This is a genomic window from Westiellopsis prolifica IICB1 (genome assembly GCF_004323185.1).
Taxonomy (GTDB): Bacteria; Cyanobacteriota; Cyanobacteriia; order Cyanobacteriales; family Nostocaceae; genus Pelatocladus; species Pelatocladus prolificus_A.
On the sequence record NZ_NAPS01000001.1, the window covers coordinates 1607746 to 1626534 of the forward strand.

General features: G+C 36.3%; 14 protein-coding genes. 3 read left to right on the forward strand and 11 right to left on the reverse strand.

Translation table 11 applies throughout. The annotated features are described in order from the left end of the window. Positions 1-1150: 1150 nt before the first annotated feature. The 6 genes from B4U84_RS06880 to B4U84_RS06905 form a co-directional block, all read right to left on the reverse strand. Entirely contained in the window at positions 1151-1789 is a 639-nt protein-coding gene (locus B4U84_RS06880; protein ID WP_131116393.1) for a heterocyst differentiation related protein, read from the reverse strand. A gap of 372 nt (positions 1790-2161) precedes the next feature. Then, positions 2162-2962 (reverse strand): tryptophan synthase subunit alpha, encoded by an 801-nt coding sequence (trpA, locus tag B4U84_RS06885; RefSeq protein ID WP_017308835.1) that lies wholly within the window; start codon positions 2960-2962, stop codon positions 2162-2164. A gap of 117 nt (positions 2963-3079) precedes the next feature. Then, positions 3080-3391, reverse strand: a complete 312-nt coding sequence (locus B4U84_RS06890) for a DUF3007 family protein (protein ID WP_017308836.1) — start codon at positions 3389-3391, stop codon at positions 3080-3082. 24 nt (positions 3392-3415) lie between these two features. After that, a complete protein-coding gene (ndhL, locus tag B4U84_RS06895) occupies positions 3416-3628 on the reverse strand; it encodes an NAD(P)H-quinone oxidoreductase subunit L (RefSeq protein WP_026081724.1) in 213 nt (70 codons plus the stop codon). A 387-nt stretch (positions 3629-4015) separates the two neighbouring features. Further along, entirely contained in the window at positions 4016-5590 is a 1575-nt protein-coding gene (locus B4U84_RS06900; RefSeq protein ID WP_044450696.1) for a mechanosensitive ion channel family protein, read from the reverse strand. A 658-nt stretch (positions 5591-6248) separates the two neighbouring features. After that, complete coding sequence (locus tag B4U84_RS06905; RefSeq protein ID WP_131116396.1) at positions 6249-7595, reverse strand: NAD(P)/FAD-dependent oxidoreductase; 1347 nt, start codon at positions 7593-7595, stop codon at positions 6249-6251. 574 nt (positions 7596-8169) lie between these two features. Here B4U84_RS06905 and B4U84_RS06910 point away from each other — a divergent pair. The 3 genes from B4U84_RS06910 to B4U84_RS06920 all read left to right on the forward strand — a co-directional run bounded on the left by B4U84_RS06910 (position 8170) and on the right by B4U84_RS06920 (position 11960). Further along, entirely contained in the window at positions 8170-8796 is a 627-nt protein-coding gene (locus tag B4U84_RS06910; RefSeq protein WP_131116399.1) for a hypothetical protein, read from the forward strand. A gap of 166 nt (positions 8797-8962) precedes the next feature. Beyond that, complete coding sequence (locus tag B4U84_RS06915) at positions 8963-10699, forward strand: hypothetical protein (RefSeq protein WP_131116402.1); 1737 nt, start codon at positions 8963-8965, stop codon at positions 10697-10699. Positions 10700-10961: 262 nt separating this feature from the next. Beyond that, positions 10962-11960, forward strand: coding sequence for an aldo/keto reductase (locus tag B4U84_RS06920; protein WP_131116405.1), 999 nt, complete (start codon positions 10962-10964; stop codon positions 11958-11960). A gap of 217 nt (positions 11961-12177) precedes the next feature. Here the strand turns inward: B4U84_RS06920 and B4U84_RS06925 are convergent, their stop codons facing one another. The 5 genes from B4U84_RS06925 to B4U84_RS06945 all read right to left on the reverse strand — a co-directional run bounded on the left by B4U84_RS06925 (position 12178) and on the right by B4U84_RS06945 (position 18626). Then, the gene (locus tag B4U84_RS06925; RefSeq protein WP_131116408.1) at positions 12178-13110 is read right to left on the reverse strand and encodes an Npun_R2821/Npun_R2822 family protein; all 933 of its coding nucleotides are present in this window, start codon (positions 13108-13110) and stop codon (positions 12178-12180) included. Positions 13111-13114: 4 nt separating this feature from the next. Continuing rightward, complete coding sequence (locus B4U84_RS06930; protein WP_131116411.1) at positions 13115-14125, reverse strand: Npun_R2821/Npun_R2822 family protein; 1011 nt, start codon at positions 14123-14125, stop codon at positions 13115-13117. A 10-nt stretch (positions 14126-14135) separates the two neighbouring features. Beyond that, positions 14136-15080, reverse strand: coding sequence for a glycosyltransferase family 10 domain-containing protein (locus B4U84_RS06935; RefSeq protein WP_131116414.1), 945 nt, complete (start codon positions 15078-15080; stop codon positions 14136-14138). A 76-nt stretch (positions 15081-15156) separates the two neighbouring features. Further along, positions 15157-16374, reverse strand: a complete 1218-nt coding sequence (locus B4U84_RS06940; protein WP_131116417.1) for a glycosyltransferase family 4 protein — start codon at positions 16372-16374, stop codon at positions 15157-15159. 2 nt (positions 16375-16376) lie between these two features. Then, positions 16377-18626 (reverse strand): ABC transporter ATP-binding protein, encoded by a 2250-nt coding sequence (locus tag B4U84_RS06945; RefSeq protein ID WP_131116419.1) that lies wholly within the window; start codon positions 18624-18626, stop codon positions 16377-16379. Between the last annotated feature and the right edge of the window lie 163 nt (positions 18627-18789).

The window sequence follows — 18789 nt, forward strand, 5'->3', positions numbered from 1 at the left end:
CAAACTTATTTAAGTTTTGTCTTTAGAGCATTGAACTCTTACGGAGTCACTACTAGGGAGAACTTTAATTAAAGTATTGCCAAACAGAGAGTCATGAATTAGATGATAGGGGAATTCCGTTATCAACCTAATTGATGGTCACATAGTAACGACAGTTATTTAACCTGGCTCTTAAGTTAATACGTTTCTGATGCAAAACCTCAAAAACGCTGTTCTCAATCAGCTAGGTTAAATTTTATTTTTAAAATCGCACTTCAGTAATATTACCCACAAATGAATTATAAGCAATCAGGGTTATAAAAATTTATTCAGTATTTTTTATTATCTTTACAAAAGGGAACCTATGCGTATCAGAATATTTCCTGAGAAATATAAAATTAGGTTAAATAAAATACTATTGTTTCCAATAATTTAATATTAAACACAGATGATGACTAACTTGCCAAATACTTGTTATGCCTTAATTTAAAAAAAAATAATCTAATTTGAGAAAAATCAGAGTATCAATTATTTTAAAATGTGAGTGCTTTAATTTACAATTATTTGATTTTTGATAAATTTCTATCTTCGTTTTTTTCTTTGGAGAGAATGTAAAAAAATATAATAATAATAATGTTCGGTACTGAATTATCCCTAACTAAGTTAGAGCAGACAATTATGAAACTGTCCACTTATATATACAAAGATTTTTGTGTATTTCTCTGAATAAAGAAATACATCTGCAAAAATTTATGCTTTTTGGTAATCAAAAATAACTAATAAATATTTACAAAAAAATATCTATAAGAATTATTTTGTGAGTAAAAACAAACTCATCCTCGACAGGCTTGGGTTTTCGATTTCAAAGCCTATTCATAAAATAACTATTAAGTTAGAGTGTGATTATACCAAAAAATATTGTCATTCACAAAAACAATACTTATATCATGTTGGCTTGAACAGTTGTATTATTCGTAGATGTCGGTAATCGGTAATGACAAAAACCTATTAAATAAACTTAATGACTAAGCTTTTGATCATAAGCAATTAGCCGAGCTTTATATAACTTAGAAGCGCAAGCGGATTTTTGCAATGTACACCGATGCACACCGATGAGATTGTAGTTTATATAAACTACAAGAACTGTAATTTATTCTTTTAGACGACTAATTTAATAGGTGTCGTCATATTCTGGTGCATCAACTCGTCTTGCTTCAGTCCGGGGTGGTAGGAATTCCGCTCGACGTACAGGAGCTAAGGGTGGTGTAGGGCCATTGTAGGGATGAATCACCTGAACAGTACGACTAGAACGTTGTTTAGGAGAAAATAAAGATAATACTCCAGCTACGACAATACCCCCACCAATGGTGAGAGACATACCTCCCACAGCCCAAACTATAGGTGAAGACCACCAGCGATTTTGAGATTGTTCTTGTTGCTGCAACTGTGCTGTACTATTTTGGCTTTGTAATTGCTGTTGATAATAAGCAGCAGCGTTTTGAGCATTTGCGGCTTGAACTTGAAGCTGCTGAAGCTGGATTTTGAGTTGGTCATTTTCCCGCTTGAGCATGTCGCTTTCCATCTTTGCTCGTTCAACGGCGACACTCTGATCAGGATTGGGGCTTACGGGTGGGCTTTGGGGGGGTGCTTGGTAGGGGGGGGGGTAGTAAGGTTGTTGCGGCACTAAATTTGGTATTTGAGGAATTGCAATGTTTGGTTGTTGCAGAGATGTTCCTGTCCCTTTCAGCAAAAGGATAGCTGCTAGCCCAGCAACAGCAACGCCGCCGATAAATGCCATACTTTCACTCATCGCCTTTACCCCTATATAGCGACGTCACTACGGTTTCTTGGAATCTAGACACTCTCACACTCATATAAATCTACATTACAGAACTATACATTACACCCGATACTAAACTATTGCATAATAGTCTATATTTTAATGCCGCGTATCTGCTTTATATATTCAAGACTATATTTGTTAAATTGTCTACCAAGGTTAGGGGAAAAACTTGATAAATAGAGACAGAAGAAAAAAGTAAACAGAAGAACGCAGAAAAGAAAAGTAGTTCTGGGTGAGAGTTTTACTGGTTGATGGCTGAAGTTTCAGTATCTACCTATACTTATTACTTTTTTTTAACTAACTTCTCAGTAATACTTCTGTATCTGTCCCTAAATTAATTTATTCACTAGCGATCGCCTGCTTCAAACTTTGACAAAACAAGGCGATTTCATTTAATCCTTCTTGGGGTGTACCTTGGCTGAGTCGTTTGACAAACGCACTACCAACAATAACTGCATCTGCACCCCAGTCTTTAACTTGTCTTGCTTGTTCTGTTTGGGAAATACCAAAACCAACACCGATGGGTTTATCTGTCACACTACGAATTTGCTTGAGTAAATCTGACGCTCGCGATTCTATTTGCGATCGCATTCCTGTGACACCTGTGACACTAACTAAATATATAAATCCTTGGGAGGCGCGAGCAATTGCTGCAATACGTTCAGCAGAACTGGTGGGAGCAACAAGTAAAATTACATCAATACCAATTTTTGCTGCTGGTTCGAGTAAATTAGCGGCTTCTTCTAAGGGTAAATCTGGAACGACTAAACCAGCTACACCAGCAGTGGCGATTTGTTGGAGAAAATTTTCTATACCCCGATTGAGAATCGGATTGTAGTAGGTGAAAAGAATAATTGGCGATCGCAAACTCGCACTAGTTGCTTTCACCATTTCTAGCACTTTATCTAAAGTTATTCCTCGTTCTAAAGCACGGGTAGCTGCGGCTTGAATTACTGGTCCATCCGCCAGAGGATCAGAGTAGGGAACACCCAACTCTATTATGTCCGCGCCACTGCTATCTAGAGTTCGCAAAGCTGCTGCGGTTGTTTCTAAATCTGGATCGCCAGCAGTAATAAAAGGAATTAAGGCGCACTTGCGATTTTGTCTGAGGGTTTCAAAGCAGTCAGAAATTAGTGTCATTGGTCATTAGAGACTCGAGGAATATCGCGTCTGTAAAATGGTCATTGGTCATGAGTCATTGGTCATGAGTCATTAACTTGAGGACAAATGACAAACAACAAATGACAAATGACAATTTTACACCTGAGAATCCTTTTCTTGTTCGATCTCGGCTTGAATTTTTGCGAGTTCTTCGGGTGAGAGTTCGTCTAAGCGCTTTTGGAAATAAGCTTGTTCGTATCGATCGCGCTGTTGATGGTAGGTCATTTTGTGGTTAACAGCGCGGAAAATATAAGTCATCAACCAGCCTATTAACCCACCGACTAGGAAGACTTGACTCCAGATACCTGCTTCTAAATTATCCAGACCAGCCAATTGCAGCACTAGATAAGCCAAACCACCTGTAATAAAAACGCCAAAAACAATTCCTAAAGCGTCAAGACGTCGCATAAGTATATGACCTACCAACTTAAATTACGCTTCAATTTGTCGCCGTTTTGGTCGTATATTTACAAACGGTGACAGAACTAATAAACCTGGAAAGAAGAAGAACACCAGAAAATACATGAATGCGCGTTCTATAGAACTGGCTACGTACCAACGCTGATTCAGATAGAACAGTACAGCTACGGGTATGACTAACAAATAAGCTCCAGCCAAAACCAAATAGAGCAATGGTACTATAATTCCTTCTTCAATCATTAGTTTTCCTCTTTCCGCAAAAATGGCCTAATGGTGCATCTGCTTTCCATCATAGTACTTCTTTGCAGCAACTACTTTACAATAGACCTCTTGCAAAAATATTTTTACCCCACCCTAACCCTAAGCGTAAACGCTTAGGGAACTAAATCTTCCCCTCGTTCACGGGGGGATTGAGGGGGGTTAATTCGACTTTTGCAAGAGGTCTAATATTGATTTTGATGATCTGCGAAATCCCTCATCCGCTCATGTAAAGGTAGGGGTTCTCACCCTCCCAGATTATTTTTGATAGAACAGACCACTAGTCAATACTGCAAGGAATAGAATTTTCCGTCATAATTTTGAATATGTACCAGACGCGATATATCGCGTCTATCAATTCTTGGAAAAACCGCAAATTTCAATTTCTTCTTGACTAAAATTATCCTTCAATATCTTGCGGAGAACACGCTGAATATGCAGGTGTTTTCCCGGTTTGACTTTTGTCAGTGTTAGCAGTAATAGGTTATTCTCTCCAAAATGTTCTATGCCAGCTACACGGGTGGGTTCTAGAACATCCTGTTCATCCGCCTTTAATTGTTGTCCTACTTTCTCAACCACTCTATATACATGATCTAAATTGGAGTCATAGGAAACGCTAAGTTCCACTCTTGCATATATATACTGTTTGGAGAAATTGATAATTGATCCAATGTCTCCATTACGAATAATCTGCAATTGACCATCAGGATGACGGACGTGAGTAGTTCGCAATTCAATCGCTTCTACAATTCCCTCAATATTTCTTTCTTCTACTTTCCCGACTTCAACATAATCACCCACCAAGTAATAGTTTTCAAACAAAATCAAAAATCCACAAACAACATCATTAATCAGGTTTTGCGCCCCAAGACCAACTGCAATACCCACAATTCCTGCACCTGCTAAGATGGGCGCCGGATCAATTCCAATTAGCTTGAGTATAGTAACTCCGGCAGTGAAGTAGATAAAATATTTGGCAAAACTCCGCATTAAAGGAATCAGCGTCAACCGTTTCTGTCGCTGTGAATCGTTTGCCTCTGTGGCTTTGAGGTAGAATTCATCAAGGATAAAGTAAGCGATTTCAATCAAAACATTGCTAATAAAATAAACCCCAATAATCTGCACAATTTTAGGGGTATAAGCACTTACCCAAGCTATTGGTTCTATTTCTGGAACAACAAGGTTTACTATGCCAACATAGAGGATGTATTCTAAACATTTTTTGAACAGGGGAATTAAGTGGCGTAAACGCTCGTATAAACGCAGTAAATTGTTAGAACTGGAGTATTTAAGACTTAGCGCGTCGAGAGTGTCAACTATAGTAGCAACAGCTTTGACAATGAGTAAGCCAACTGTGACAATAATGTATATTTTTAAGGCAATGTAAAGATATTTGGGAACTACTTCTGGAAGGTAGCAAAATTTAGCACTCAGGATAGCTGATGATATCCAAAGAGTATGATTGATAATTCTTTTTAAGACCTGAAAAAAAGCTTGAGTACTCTCATCATTAGCCTTTATTTGGTCGGCTTTCTTGGCGTAATTACAAACCCAGTCTATACCTTTGTTTAAAGGTGGTATGCTAAGTTTAACTAGCATTAGCAAACTCACAGTTTTAAAAATCGCTGTGAAGAGATTGATCCAAAATTGAGTAGGAAGACTGCGAATCAGATTAAGTTGAAATTCTTGAATGTTTCCACCTCGATAAATCACCATCCCATTCACACCAATCAGCACAAGACACAAAATCACAGAAATGAAAATTAAAAGTCTGCTGATATTCCGGCGTAAGAAGGTGATATTTGCAATTCTTCCTTGCAGCCAAGAAACTTTAGCAACCTGCTGGAAGATTATGCCAATCAGCCAGTTCAACAGAGAGAAAATGAGTATTAAAAATACTACTTCAATCAGGATTATTAGTATATTCATCTTTTGATGAGAAATTAAGCTGTCACGTCTTTATTTTTATAAAGTATTTTTGATATATCAAGGATCATCAGATTTTTGATTTTGGATTAAAAATCTTTACCAGAATAATTTCACTTTTAATATCTCTGATTTTTCAGAAAAATGCAAGGATAGTTAAGACAGTTAAGACAGTTAAGACAGTTAAGACAGTGAACTGACATCTCGCGACAGTTGCAATCAGCCGTAAAAAAGTTTTTCGGATCAAAGCTTAAACCCATTAAAATAAGTTAAAATCTGAGCCAGTCGGTTTTGAACCGATTTAAGCTTTCAGCGCAAATTTTAATTTATGGCTAGGTGTAAGATATAGGTTAACTCATATCTTGCATCAGGTTTTCATCCCGCCAATAAATAAATTTATTGGCTAATAGCTAAAGTCAGATTTATCTGACTAGGACGATGTTTGAGTCCGTTTTAACGGACTTATGCTATTAGCCTCAAAATTAATTCTGAGGCGGGATACGGAGTTGGTGCAAGATATAAGTTAAGACTGTTAATCATCAATATAAATTTGACTTACTGAATACTAAATGATTTGTGACAGACTCGAATATAACTTTTGTTATTTATTTAAAATTAATTTTAGGAGCGTAGACGTCAAAGTGCATCTACGCCCCTAAAATTACACGTTCACTATCTCTCTTGTATCTGTTGTTTTTTCGGTTGTGTAATTATTTATTTGTTGTTTTCCTGTAATTAATCTGGCGCCACGATGACGAGTGAAGTAATTCCATCCCCACTGAATCATGACTATGAGTTTGTTATCAAATTCAATTAAGAAGTAAATATGAACTAATAACCAAAATAGCCAAGCTACGAAACCTGTAAATTTGATAAAACCTAAATCTACAACGGCTGAGTTTTGCCCAATGACTGCTAAACTACCTTTGTCGATATAATAAAATCTTGGTAATGATGTTTGAAAGTGAAGTTTTTGTTTAATGAGTGAAGCAACGTACTCTCCTTGTTGCATTGCGACGGGTGCGACACCAGGTAAGGGTTTACCGTTTTGATGAGCAAAATGAGCTAAGTCACCAATTACAAAGATATTCGGATAGTTGTTAAGACTCAAATCTGGTTCAACTATAACTCGTCCGGCGCGATCGCATTCTACTCCTGTTCTTTGTGCCAATACTTTTCCTAGTGGCGAAGCTTTGACACCTGCTGCCCATAATACTGTTTTGGCATGAATTTGTGATACTTCTTCACCTTGTTTAATGGTAACGAGATCATTGTCGATATTTGTCACTAAGGTTTTTGTCTGTACTTTCACACCCAAGCGCTGAAGAGATGTTTCTGCTTGTGCTGATAATTCTGGGGCGAATGGTGGCAAAATTCGATCTAAACCTTCAAGTAAAATAACTTGGGCTTCGGTGGTGTCGATGTTGCGGAAGTCTTCTTTCATTGTGTGGTACGCTAATTCTGCGATCGCACCAGCTAATTCCACACCTGTAGGTCCACCACCAACAATTACAAATGTTAACCAAGCACGGCGCAGTTGCGGATCAGTTTCTTTTTCCGCAGCTTCAAACGCCATAAATATCCGATGACGCATTTCTATTGCATCTTCCACTGTTTTTAAACCAGGAGCAAATGATTCCCATTCATCTTTCCCAAAATAGGAATGTTTAGCACCTGTAGCCACAATTAATGTATCGTAGGGTATGACTTCATCACCCATGACAACTTTTTGCGCTTCGGGATCAATATCATTCACTTCTCCCAACAGCACTTTTGTATTCTTACTTTTGCTGAGAACTGAACGCAGGGGTGAAGAAATATCAGCAGGCGATATTGCACCTGTCGCAACTTGATACAAAAGCGGTTGAAAAAGGTGAAAATTGCGTCTGTCTATGAGTGTAACATCTACATTCGCATGATTAAGTGATTTTGCGGCATAAAGTCCGCCAAAACCGCCACCAATAATTACTACCTGATGGGGTGGTTGAGTCTCTGTCGTGTTCGTCATAAGTTTTGCTTCCTTTTGTTGATAATCATGCCACTATTCTTAACAAATTTTTACAAATTTGTTCACCTGATTCTGTTTATTTTTTACATTTTAATTTTTGTAAATGTAGTTAATAATACAAACAAAAAGTAATCCAAACTACATTTTAACTTTGTCTTGGGCTTAGGATAAGTGTGAAATTAATCATAAAAAAAGGCTTTAGTAATAACTAAATTTTATTTGTTGAGTTCAGGACTTACGCAAGATGTGACCGAAAACCTTATTCTTGCGTAGCGGTAATTCATGAATTACCGCTACCTTCGTTATGTTTTGCGTAAGTCCTGGAGTTGTTTCATAAAGTTATGGAACTTACGTAAAAACTCAGTCTTTAAGTGATTTTGTGGACAATTTTTCTAATTTACTTTTTCGTCAAAAATGCATAAGTTAGTTTTATGCTACCCAAATAAATAAATAGAAGAGAAGCTAAGTTTTAAGAACTTAGCTTTCATTTAGTTTATGAAATAGGACTTCACGCACTTGAGTCAATGCGTAATTCCTAACTCATAAAGATATATCATTTACCATGAGTTTTTTTATGCAGATTCATCGTGATAAATTTCAAGATTTTCATCACAGTCCAGATTGTCAAGTTTATGGGAAAAAAGTTGATACAAAGAATGGAAGAGAAGAATATTTGTTGATTGCTCCTCTTGAGCTTGTGAAGATAAAACAGTCTGATAATAGTGCTATATTTCTTCCAAATTTCAAAATTCCTCAGAACCAAGTCTCCGTTTTAACTACTGGTGGTGGGAATGTCGGTGTGATTCATAAATTTGACTGGTCATTGATCAATTCTAATGGCAAACCAGTTGTATATATTCAACCCCATAAGAATTTTCCTCTTCATAAAATATCTGATGTTACTAAAGACCAAGATTCTCAGCCAAATGTTAGTGTAGACGAATCTGTCATATTAGAATTTGATGGTTCACAGATTAAAGGAACTGTTAAAACAGCCCAGCCACAGAAACAAGCTTTTGGTGATTTTTCTTCTATGGTTGAAGTTTTTCAAGTAAAATTCGAGCAGAATTTATATACTTCGCATCATGGTTCACGAGTAATTATTAGTAGTAGCAAAAAATCACTTGGGATGCTGATTGCTACTCAAATTCAAGGTGATGGAACATCTCTTGCTTATGTGTTTCCTGCTCATCTTATTTAAAATAGTTAAAAACATAGTTTAGTTTGTATTTCCTAATTTTTTAATTTGGGGTCTTCCGAAAATGAATATACAAGTAATCTGAATTTAGGATTTTTGGTAAAAATTGAAAATACCCAAATTCAATAAATATCAATTGCATAAATTTTAAGGTATGAGTCGATATTTTATGATGCGTCGTATTGTTTTTGTATTTATCTCTTTTTTACTAAACGTTGTAGAAACTCCATTTGTACAAGCACAGACACAAACTAATCAACAAACGCAAACACAAAATTCACAAACACAAAATTCACAAACTCCAAATAAAAAACCTGGACTAGAGTCTGAACCAGACTTACTTCCAAGAGCTATCAGATTATCAATCGTAAATGGCGTAATTGAATATCTGCAAAATAGTAAACAAGTTACTATCGGATTGGAATGGTCTTTATTACCGATTGATGAAAATTTACTAGAATCAGCAAGAGAATTCTATGAAAAAGATGAACCAGTAACTTGTTCAATTCGTAATGAGAATCTTGGTAAGTCAAATAAGTGGATTGAGGATTTATCTGAAAAATGTCAACAACGTTTGCGTGAAGCATTCATGGTATCAGACCTAAAAACTTTAAATTCTGATCCAAATTCTCAGATAAAATTTCAAAAATATTGGAATCCTGAAGAAAATGGAGATGGAGTCCAGCTTGTTAAACAAGGATCTGTCACAGCATCGGAGTATTTTGGTCTTCTGCGAGATAATATCCAAATTACAAATTTATTGAAGAGTAAGGGTATTTCCTATTCTTTTGATGTTAGTGGAGCAACACCCCAAGGACAATTTCCCCGCATTAGTGATCAAGATATTACTTGGGATATGAAAATTTATAGGTTTGCTGTTGCGCGTCCACAGAATCAACCTATATATATTTATCGCTTTGTTGTCAAAGCTGTTATAGAACCATTTAATCTCACTTTTGCGAAAGCGGACAATACAAAAGCTGATTTGAACGTTGCTATCAGCTTTAAGAGAGGGGAAGAAACAGTAGGATTAAGTAATCTAAAGCTTATTGCTTCACCCATTCCAATAGAAATACAAATGAAAAAAGGTCAGCAGACGAATTTAAAAAAATTAGAAGACGCCAAAGCTTTTACACAATTAAATACTGCTTTAAGTTTTTTCGGTAGTCCTGATTTAAGTCAAATAGTCAGTAATAACTTTTTGGGAGGGACTAGTAATACTAGCATTATTACAGGTGGCTTGATTAACGATAAAGTAGCACAACCAATTATTGGACTTAATCTGGATCTACTAGATTTAGGTAGTTCTAAAGTTGGTGGTTTACTCGGAATTGGATTAACTGATAATAATTCTCTTTATATTGGACCTAGTTTTCAGTATTCTATTCTTACCTTGTCCGCTGGTGGGAGAATTTTTGAAAAAAAAGACTTTACGAGAATAGAACCAGCAGGTGTTATATCTTTTGATTTATCTCAAGTAATTGGTGGTAAACAACAAAATCGCAAGATTGAGCTTGATGAAAGTAAAGTTGGTGGAGACTGGGGAAAAGCCAGTGAAGAAATTGTTAAGGATTTGACACTTGTAGATTGGGGAGTCACTCAAAATCCTAATATTCAGCAATCTTTGACACTCGTTAGAGAAAAAGATTGTACAGGAAATCAAATTCAACCCACTGAATATGCTGAACTTCCAATTAATATTAGTACAGGTGAAAAATCAAGCTTGAAGTTTATACCTCAAGGTATATACAAATATCAAGGACTAGATAAATTACCAATCATATATGCATTACATGATGATGGTGTCCCTGTAGAAAAAAATTTCGATATTAATTTCTGTCCGACTGGAGAAAAACAAACAGTAAAAAGGATTCGTTTGAGTGTAGAAATGGTTAATCCAAGTTAAAAGTTAAAAGACAAAAGAAAGAAAAATAAAATATATATTTAGGTTTAGTGTCCCTAAGTTGATTTATGGGGATTATCTTTTGACTGACCATTCCGAGCAGGGTACAAGAAAGCGGACTCGTCCGTGGAATAAATCGAAAATCGAAAATCCAAAATCGGATGACTTTTATCTTTTTACTTTTTAACTGATTTGCTGTAAGCTAAACTTGATTTTTGCCATTTTCTTACCGCCTTAATCTCATGACAGCAGTGGAGAAATAACCATGTTAACGCGTCAGTTGGGAAAGAACGGGCCGACTATATCAGCAATCGGCCTTGGATGTATGGGTATGTCGGATTTCTATGGACCAGCAGACCGAGAGGAGAGCATCGCAACTATTCATGCTGCTCTCGATGCAGGTATAACATTACTAGATACTGGTGATTTTTATGGAATGGGTCACAACGAACTGTTATTGCATGAAGCACTGACAGGACGACGACGGGAAGATGTGTTTATTGCAGTCAAATTTGGAGCGTTGCGATCGCCTGATGGTAATTTTATCGGTTTTGATGCTCGTCCTCAAGCTGTGAAAACTGCACTTGCCTATACATTACAACGATTAGGAACCGATTATATAGACCTGTATCAACCAGCTCGGCTCGATCCAGCAGTGCCAATTGAAGATACAATCGGAGCGATCGCCGAAATGATCCAAGCTGGATATATTAGATATGTCGGATTGTCTGAAGCAAGTGCAGACACGCTGCGACGCGCACATGCGATTCATCCGCTTACCTGGTTGCAAATCGAATACTCACTTCTCAGTCGTGGAATTGAAAATGAAATTCTCCCGACTGTGCGGGAATTGGGTATTGGGGTCACCGCTTACGGTGTACTTTCGCGGGGTTTGTTGAGTGGTCATTGGTCAAAAGACCGTTCCCAAACAGCGCAGGATTTCCGCAGTCATTTACCCCGCTTTTCTGGAGAAAATCTGGAGCGGAATTTGTCGCTAGTCGAAGCACTCCGCAGTATTGCAGAAGAACAGAATGCGACTGTTGCACAAGTGGCGATCGCTTGGGTTTTGTCACGAGGTAATGATATCATTCCGTTGATTGGAGCGCGACGTCGCAATCGGTTAGAAGAAGCACTCGCTGCTATCAATCTACACCTTACAGATAATCAACTAGCTCAAATTGAAACAGCAATTCCACCTGACGCTGTCGCTGGCGATCGTTATGATTCAGATCAGATGGCGATTTTGGATAGCGAAAAGAGTTGAAAAGGGATTAGAGATTGGGGAATGGGGAAGAGATTTTCTGGCGTTGCTGAATCAAGATATGAAAGCCAATACGCTTGGTGTTAAGAATTTTTCGTCATAATTTTAAGCATGTAGAAACATTGCACTGCAACGTCTCTAGACATCGAAAAACCACGCCAATAATCTTAACCGAACTGTATTGAGATATAAGGTAACTTACCTAACTTCCAATTTCTTGCTATAAATTAGCCTTAAGTTGTCGCAATTGCTTTTTCAAATTCTCCAATCTACTTTCCCACTGATTTTTATTAACAGGTACGGGGATATCTACTGCTGGTAAAGCTGAATTGAGATTGCGGTAGTATTCCCAAATTTCCCAGTAGGGACAACCTGGTTGAATGCGAATACCTGCCCAATGTAAATATTGTAGGGGTTGATTGACTGCGGGATCAAATAGTACATGATCCTGAGTTTGAAAATTTGGAGTTCCCGCCCAATTTCCTGGTGCTTTCCCCTCACGACGGACTATATTAAAACGACGAGGAATGCGCTTGAGAAGCATATAGTTGATAATTGGTTGGTCAGATGTTTTTTGAGAAAAATCAAAATATTCAGGATGAGCAGCACATTCAGCGAAAGTTTCATACAAATCCTGTTCCGAAATTAGGTTTTTCTTAGAACCCCAAAAACCACCATTAAAAATATCTGAAATTTGATTTTCACTAAATATTTTGTTTTCTAAAATTCTGGATGTAAAAACATTATCAATACCACCCAAATGTTGATAGTCGCAACAGATAAAATCTACTGTTTTGAGATAATTGAGATTATCGATAATTCTTTCAAAAACAACAATATCTGTGTCAATGTAAAGAAATTCATCAAAAGGGCCAAACCAACAAGCTTGTTTGCGGAATTGATTTGGTCGTGCGAAAAATTTACCGCCGAAACTGTCATGTAATTTATGAGATAGTCGGTTGATGAACTCTAAATCTTCATAAATTCCGACTTGATAATGTTTGCTGAGGATGTTGGCAATGTTGTGATAATTGTCATCATAAGGAATCATGACAATTGGCGTTTCTTGGTCATACAATCTGATACTATTGAGGAGTGCGATCGCATGATCAGTTACCTTGTCATTAGCAATAATATAAATTCCCCGATTCATGAGATTATACCTCAACTTTTATGCCTAATTTTCTAAAAATCCGTGTCGTTAAACTTGGTGGCGCGTTGTAAGCTTTGGCTTTAGTGTTAAACTTCGGTTGTTGTTCTGGCTGATGCAAATAGCGATAGTGTAAGAATAGATTACGATAGGGAAAATCAATATTTTCACCATCACAAACTCGATTAAAAAGCTTGGAAGATAAACCAATATAATGCAAATAAGTTAATCTATTACCCTGATCATAGAGAACATGATTTCGGTTTTCAAAATGCGGAGAAGTCACACAACAGCCAGTAGCTTTGTTTGCAGGTAAATTCAGGGCAAAATTATAGAATGAAACGTTTGCTCTCATTCTCATATAGTTGAGAACAGATTGATTGGGAGCAGACATATATAAAACATCTGATTCTCCTGCATTTAATTTAGACAGTAACCAATCTCTTTGTTCTAGAGGAAATATACCTCGTTTAGAAGCATAAAAACCAGAACAGAAAATTTCTGAATTAATTTGTTGTTGATTAAATATTTCTAAAAGCTGAGGAGATTGCAAGTTATAGATATGAGCAGGATCTTTATACTGAAAGTCATAGACAACAAAATCATGATCTTCTAACTGCTCAAAAATAAAATCTAAAGGCTGCATCACTAAGGTATCAGCATCTAAATAAATAAAATTTTCAAAGAGACTATCAGAATCAAATGCACAGTAACGGCGATTTTCACCTACTCTGTAAAACTTTTTAATTCCTCTTTCTTCCCAAGTTTGAATAGCATTTGGATGAGATTGCCATACTTTCAAAGAAAACTCTTCCCAACGAGTAAAAATATCATTATTTTCTAGTAGAGTGACATTATTTCGCGATGCAACTTCGGCACGAACTTTTTCTATTTGGTCATTATAGGCAATCACACATACAGGTAAATTATTGCCAGCATTAACTTCTATACTATTCAGTAACGCTACTAATTGATTATAAACTAAATCATTGGCTAAAGTATAGATTCCATTTTTCATATTTTTATCCTTACTTGTTCACAAAATTTGATAACCAGTTGAGCAAATTTAATTCATGTAAAATAATTTGACGAGCTTCAGCTATAGCATCTTTAGCTTCATACCAAGCATCAGGAGTTTTAGTCATTTCTCGAATGTAATTAATACCTTTTTCATCCAAACTAGGTAAGCGTAAAAAACTACCGGGTGGTAATAACTTATCAGCTGCTGAACCTCCATAGTAAATTGGTAAACACCATGCTAAAAGTGCATCCCATAATTTTTCACTAACATACCAATTATTGCCGCTATAATTTTCAATTGCTAGATTGTAATAGTACGGAGCCATGCCATACCATTTGTTACTTAATTCACCTGAAGATTGTACCCAGTTTGGTAAATCTCGTCCGTAAAAATCAACTATAATTCTACTAGTTTGTAAAGCCTGCAAAAAATCTAAACGCTGGCGATGGTTAGCAGTACGACTAATTCCAGAAGTAATCCAACTACAATTGGAAATCTTTGCTGGCGGTGACATTTCATCCAAATCTCGAAAGGAATTAGCATGATACCAGATTGCAGGCATATAATCAGGATTTGGAGCAAAATCATCAGGACCCGAAACATAACCGCAATATTTTTGAGCTTCTTGATAAGCTAGTTTATGTTTTTCAACAACTTCATCTAGAGGTGGTTCACGTAGTAAATAAATAATTTTTTCTTGGGGAACATTACGTAGAAAATTTTTAATCTTAATTTCAGAATTTTGTGGTTTCAGGAAGTTATCTAACCAAGATGTTTTTTGATTAGGTTTAGGGAAATTAAACTGATACATTAATAGAAAATCTGGCTTGGATGCTAGTGATTGCATTTGTATATTTCCCCAAATACCAAACGGTTGGGGTGTTTGTTGCCATAGCCAATCAGCTTGTTTTTCTAATGCGTGATAGCTGCTAATCATGCCAATTTTTGTCATAATAATTAGTGGTTATTTTTTAATAATTCAACTTTGTGTCTTAGTGTCTTGGTGGTTCAATAAATATTTATAATCATCAGCCTGATATAATTAATTCAGGATGGAGATATTCATCAACGTAACTAAGGATTTTGGCAGCACGATTTTCCCAGGAAAATTGTTTGACAAATTCGATGATCTCTGGGTATCCTTCTTCTCTACGAGGATATGTTTCTAGTACCTGCTTTAATGCTGCGGCAAATTTCCTGGGATTATCTGGTTCACACCAAGCAGCGATCGCGTTAGTTTTTTTAAACTCCATTAATGAGGGAATTTCTGTTGCGACAATTGGATTACCAGAGGCTAAGTAATCAAATAATTTCATTGGTGATGTAAATGTTGCAGCTGCACCGGAACAGTGAGGATGAGCTAAAACATCAGCTGCTTGTAATAAAGATGCTAAATCTTCATGCAATATATAACCTAAAAAACTGATGTTATTCGCCTGTTGTTGTTGCGCTAATTGTTGATAGTAAGCAATTTCTTTTGCATCGCCACCTGCACAAACAAATTCGATATTTGCTAATTGTTTGGCAACCTCAATTAAAATATCAATTCCTTTAAATTGTCTTAAGGCTCCTGAATAAATTACTAGTTGTTTACGTCCATTCTTAAGTAGTTTTTGCCGCCATTTTCTTGCTTTCTCTGGTTGTCTTTCTATAAAAAAGCGATTATAGCCATTATGCAATTTTATTACTTTTTCGGCTGGCATTCCTTTAGCAATCATCCCATCTCGGACGGTATCAGCAACTGTAACAGCTACTTGAAATAAGGGATGATTAACGATTTCTGGCTCGAATTTTTTGTCTTCATGGTGATGATGTTCGTAAATAGCGGGAACGCCATGTTTGATAGCAGCTTTGATAAAATTCCAGTTCCAAGCATGAACAAGTTTGGTTTGAGAAAGAATATGAAATGGTAAATAATACTTTGTGGCGATGGTATTAGAATTAGTGAATTTTCTTTTGATATGATCAATAGGCCAGGGCATTGGTAAGGGTGCGATTTTTAATTTATCTTGCAGATTGTAGTATTTCACAAGTTCTGCTGATACTTTTATTGGTTGAAAAGGACGCGCTAAATTTAAAGGATTGAGTGCAGATAATCCTTTCGAGGGATAAGCTAAAACAGTTGAATAACCTAAATTAGCTGCTCCATTAGCTGCGTTGGTAGATTGAACTAAACTCGCTCCCGGTTTTGGGATTTCGTCTATCAAAAAAAATACGTAATGTTTGTGAGCAAAAGAATTTTTCATATTCAATTTAGTTTAATACTATCTTCAAAAGTTTCTAAATAATTAAGTAAGCGGATGGCAGATTGTAGCGCTTTTTGAAGAAATTCATTTTCTTGCTGAGGATTCTTTATTGATTGATTTAAAAGTAAACGCAAATAGTTAATGATTTCGTTAATATCTGTGTAAAATTTCTTTACGGTATTTTTGAGGTTTAAGTGTCGGAAGTTTATGTTGTTTTTTTCTGGGTTAGGAGATAGATTTTGCCATGTCATTTCTATGTTGATGATATCTTCCACAACATCAACAATATTGAGAATTTTCAAAGCAGATTTGTAAGCGTCTGCGATTAAATTCTGTCTTTCTTGAGGATTGTCTGCTAAGTTATCAACTAATAACAGTAGCAAACCAATCATTGAGTTTAACCGTATGCGAAATTCATGATAAATCCGCATTAAACCTTCTTGATATTTGCTGGTAGATGTTTTCTGTTCGTCAAATTGCATTGAGTACAAACGGGAATAATGACCATTTTTTTGTAAGAGTTCTTGATGAGTTCCTACTTCTACTACACGGCCTTGATCTAAGACGGCGATTTGATCAGCTTTCTGCACGGTAGATAAGCGGTGTGCAATTACCAAGGTGGTACGATCGCGACTGAGATCATCTATGGCTTGTTGTACTAAGCGTTCAGAAACTGTATCTAAGGCGCTGGTAGCTTCATCTAATATGAGGATGTCTGGATTTTGTAACAAAGCCCGTGCGATCGCCAGACGCTGTTTTTGTCCACCTGATAACATGACACCGCGATCGCCAATCAATGTATCAAATCCTTGGGGTAATTTACTGATAAATTCGTAAGCATTAGCCTGCTGAGTTGCAGTAATAATTTCATCATCGCTAGCATCAGTACGTCCGTAAGCAATGTTGTTTCGCACTGAATCATTAAACAAAAACGTGTCTTGACTAACTATTCCCATCCCTTTACGTAGAGATGTAATTTCAAACTCCCGTATGTCAATTCCATCAATGGTAATAGAACCGGAAACCGGGTCATAAAATCTTGGTAAAAGGTCTGCAATAGTTGATTTTCCCGCGCCAGAAGTACCTACCAAAGCTAAAGTTGTACCATGTGGTAGAGATAAATCCACATCTTTGAGTACCATTTTTTCATGACCGGGGTAAGCAAAAGATATATGATTAAAATTAATACTATTTTTTATTCTAATGTAAGTAATACTACCGTTTTTCATTAAAGGCTTGTCATCCCGGCGCAGAAAGTCAGCAGTTACTTCTACACTGGTGGTTGCATTTGCAAAGCTATTGCGGAGAGTATTTAACTGAGCAATTAACGGTAATAATCTCAGTAAAATTAATAAATACGTGAGTAAGACTGTTGAAAGTGAAGTAATTTCTTTTTGAAAAAACGTGCGGCTTAAGATGACTATTAATAATAGAGAAATAACTCCCATCACCTCACTGATTGGTGCGATCGCTTCCGAATTCATTTGAGAGCGAAAATCGGCTTTTTCACGTTCTCGAATAAATTTTTGAATACGTTGATATTCTCTTGCTTCGTTACCTGTTGCTTTAACTAACCGAATACCACTGAGAATTTCTAAAATCGCGACTGAATATGCTTTTGACATTTCACTCAGCAGTTTTCCAAAAGTGCGAGAGCGAGCAATTATATACTGATTAATTAGTGTCACGAAAGATAGCAAAATAGTAGCAGCAATTGTTAACTGCCAAGAAATCGATATTAGTAGACCGACAAAAACTAAGATCGTAATTCCTAGAATTACTAATTTTACGCTATTGCTAATCGTAGTTGCAGCCCTACCAATTTCCCCACCCAAGCGATTGATTAAATCCCCAACTTTCATCTTGGCATAATAGTCTATATCTATTTCTAGTAATAGCTGTACACCTACTTCTCGCATGTCAGAAGTCAAGCGACGTGATAAATAGCTAGATGTTAAAGCACTAGCATAATTCGCTATATTTTTTAAAAAAATTATTAATATAATTGCTCCAGACATTAGCCATAAACGGTTATTATCCGACATTTTATCAAACGGAGATATAATCGCTTTCAGAATAGGAGGAGCGTTACTTAAGTCTACTTCTTGTCCCACAATTTTTAAAATTATAGGCACAATTAAAGTTGTACCTACTCCGTTAAATAAAGCTCCAGAAAATCCTAATACTATTGTGAGAAAAATTAGACCTGGATAGGGTTTAGCAAATCTGAGTAGTAGTTTCTGAGTAGACATTGGGAAGTGAAATCAAAATATACTCATTCTTAACATGATTATTGACTAAATGTTTGAAATAGCTCAAAAGTGATGTTGAGAAAGTTAAATAATTAGAATATTGGTATTCAGTGTTTTTACGGTTGCATCTTGATTTATGTAAAGGTTAGTCAATCCAAATATA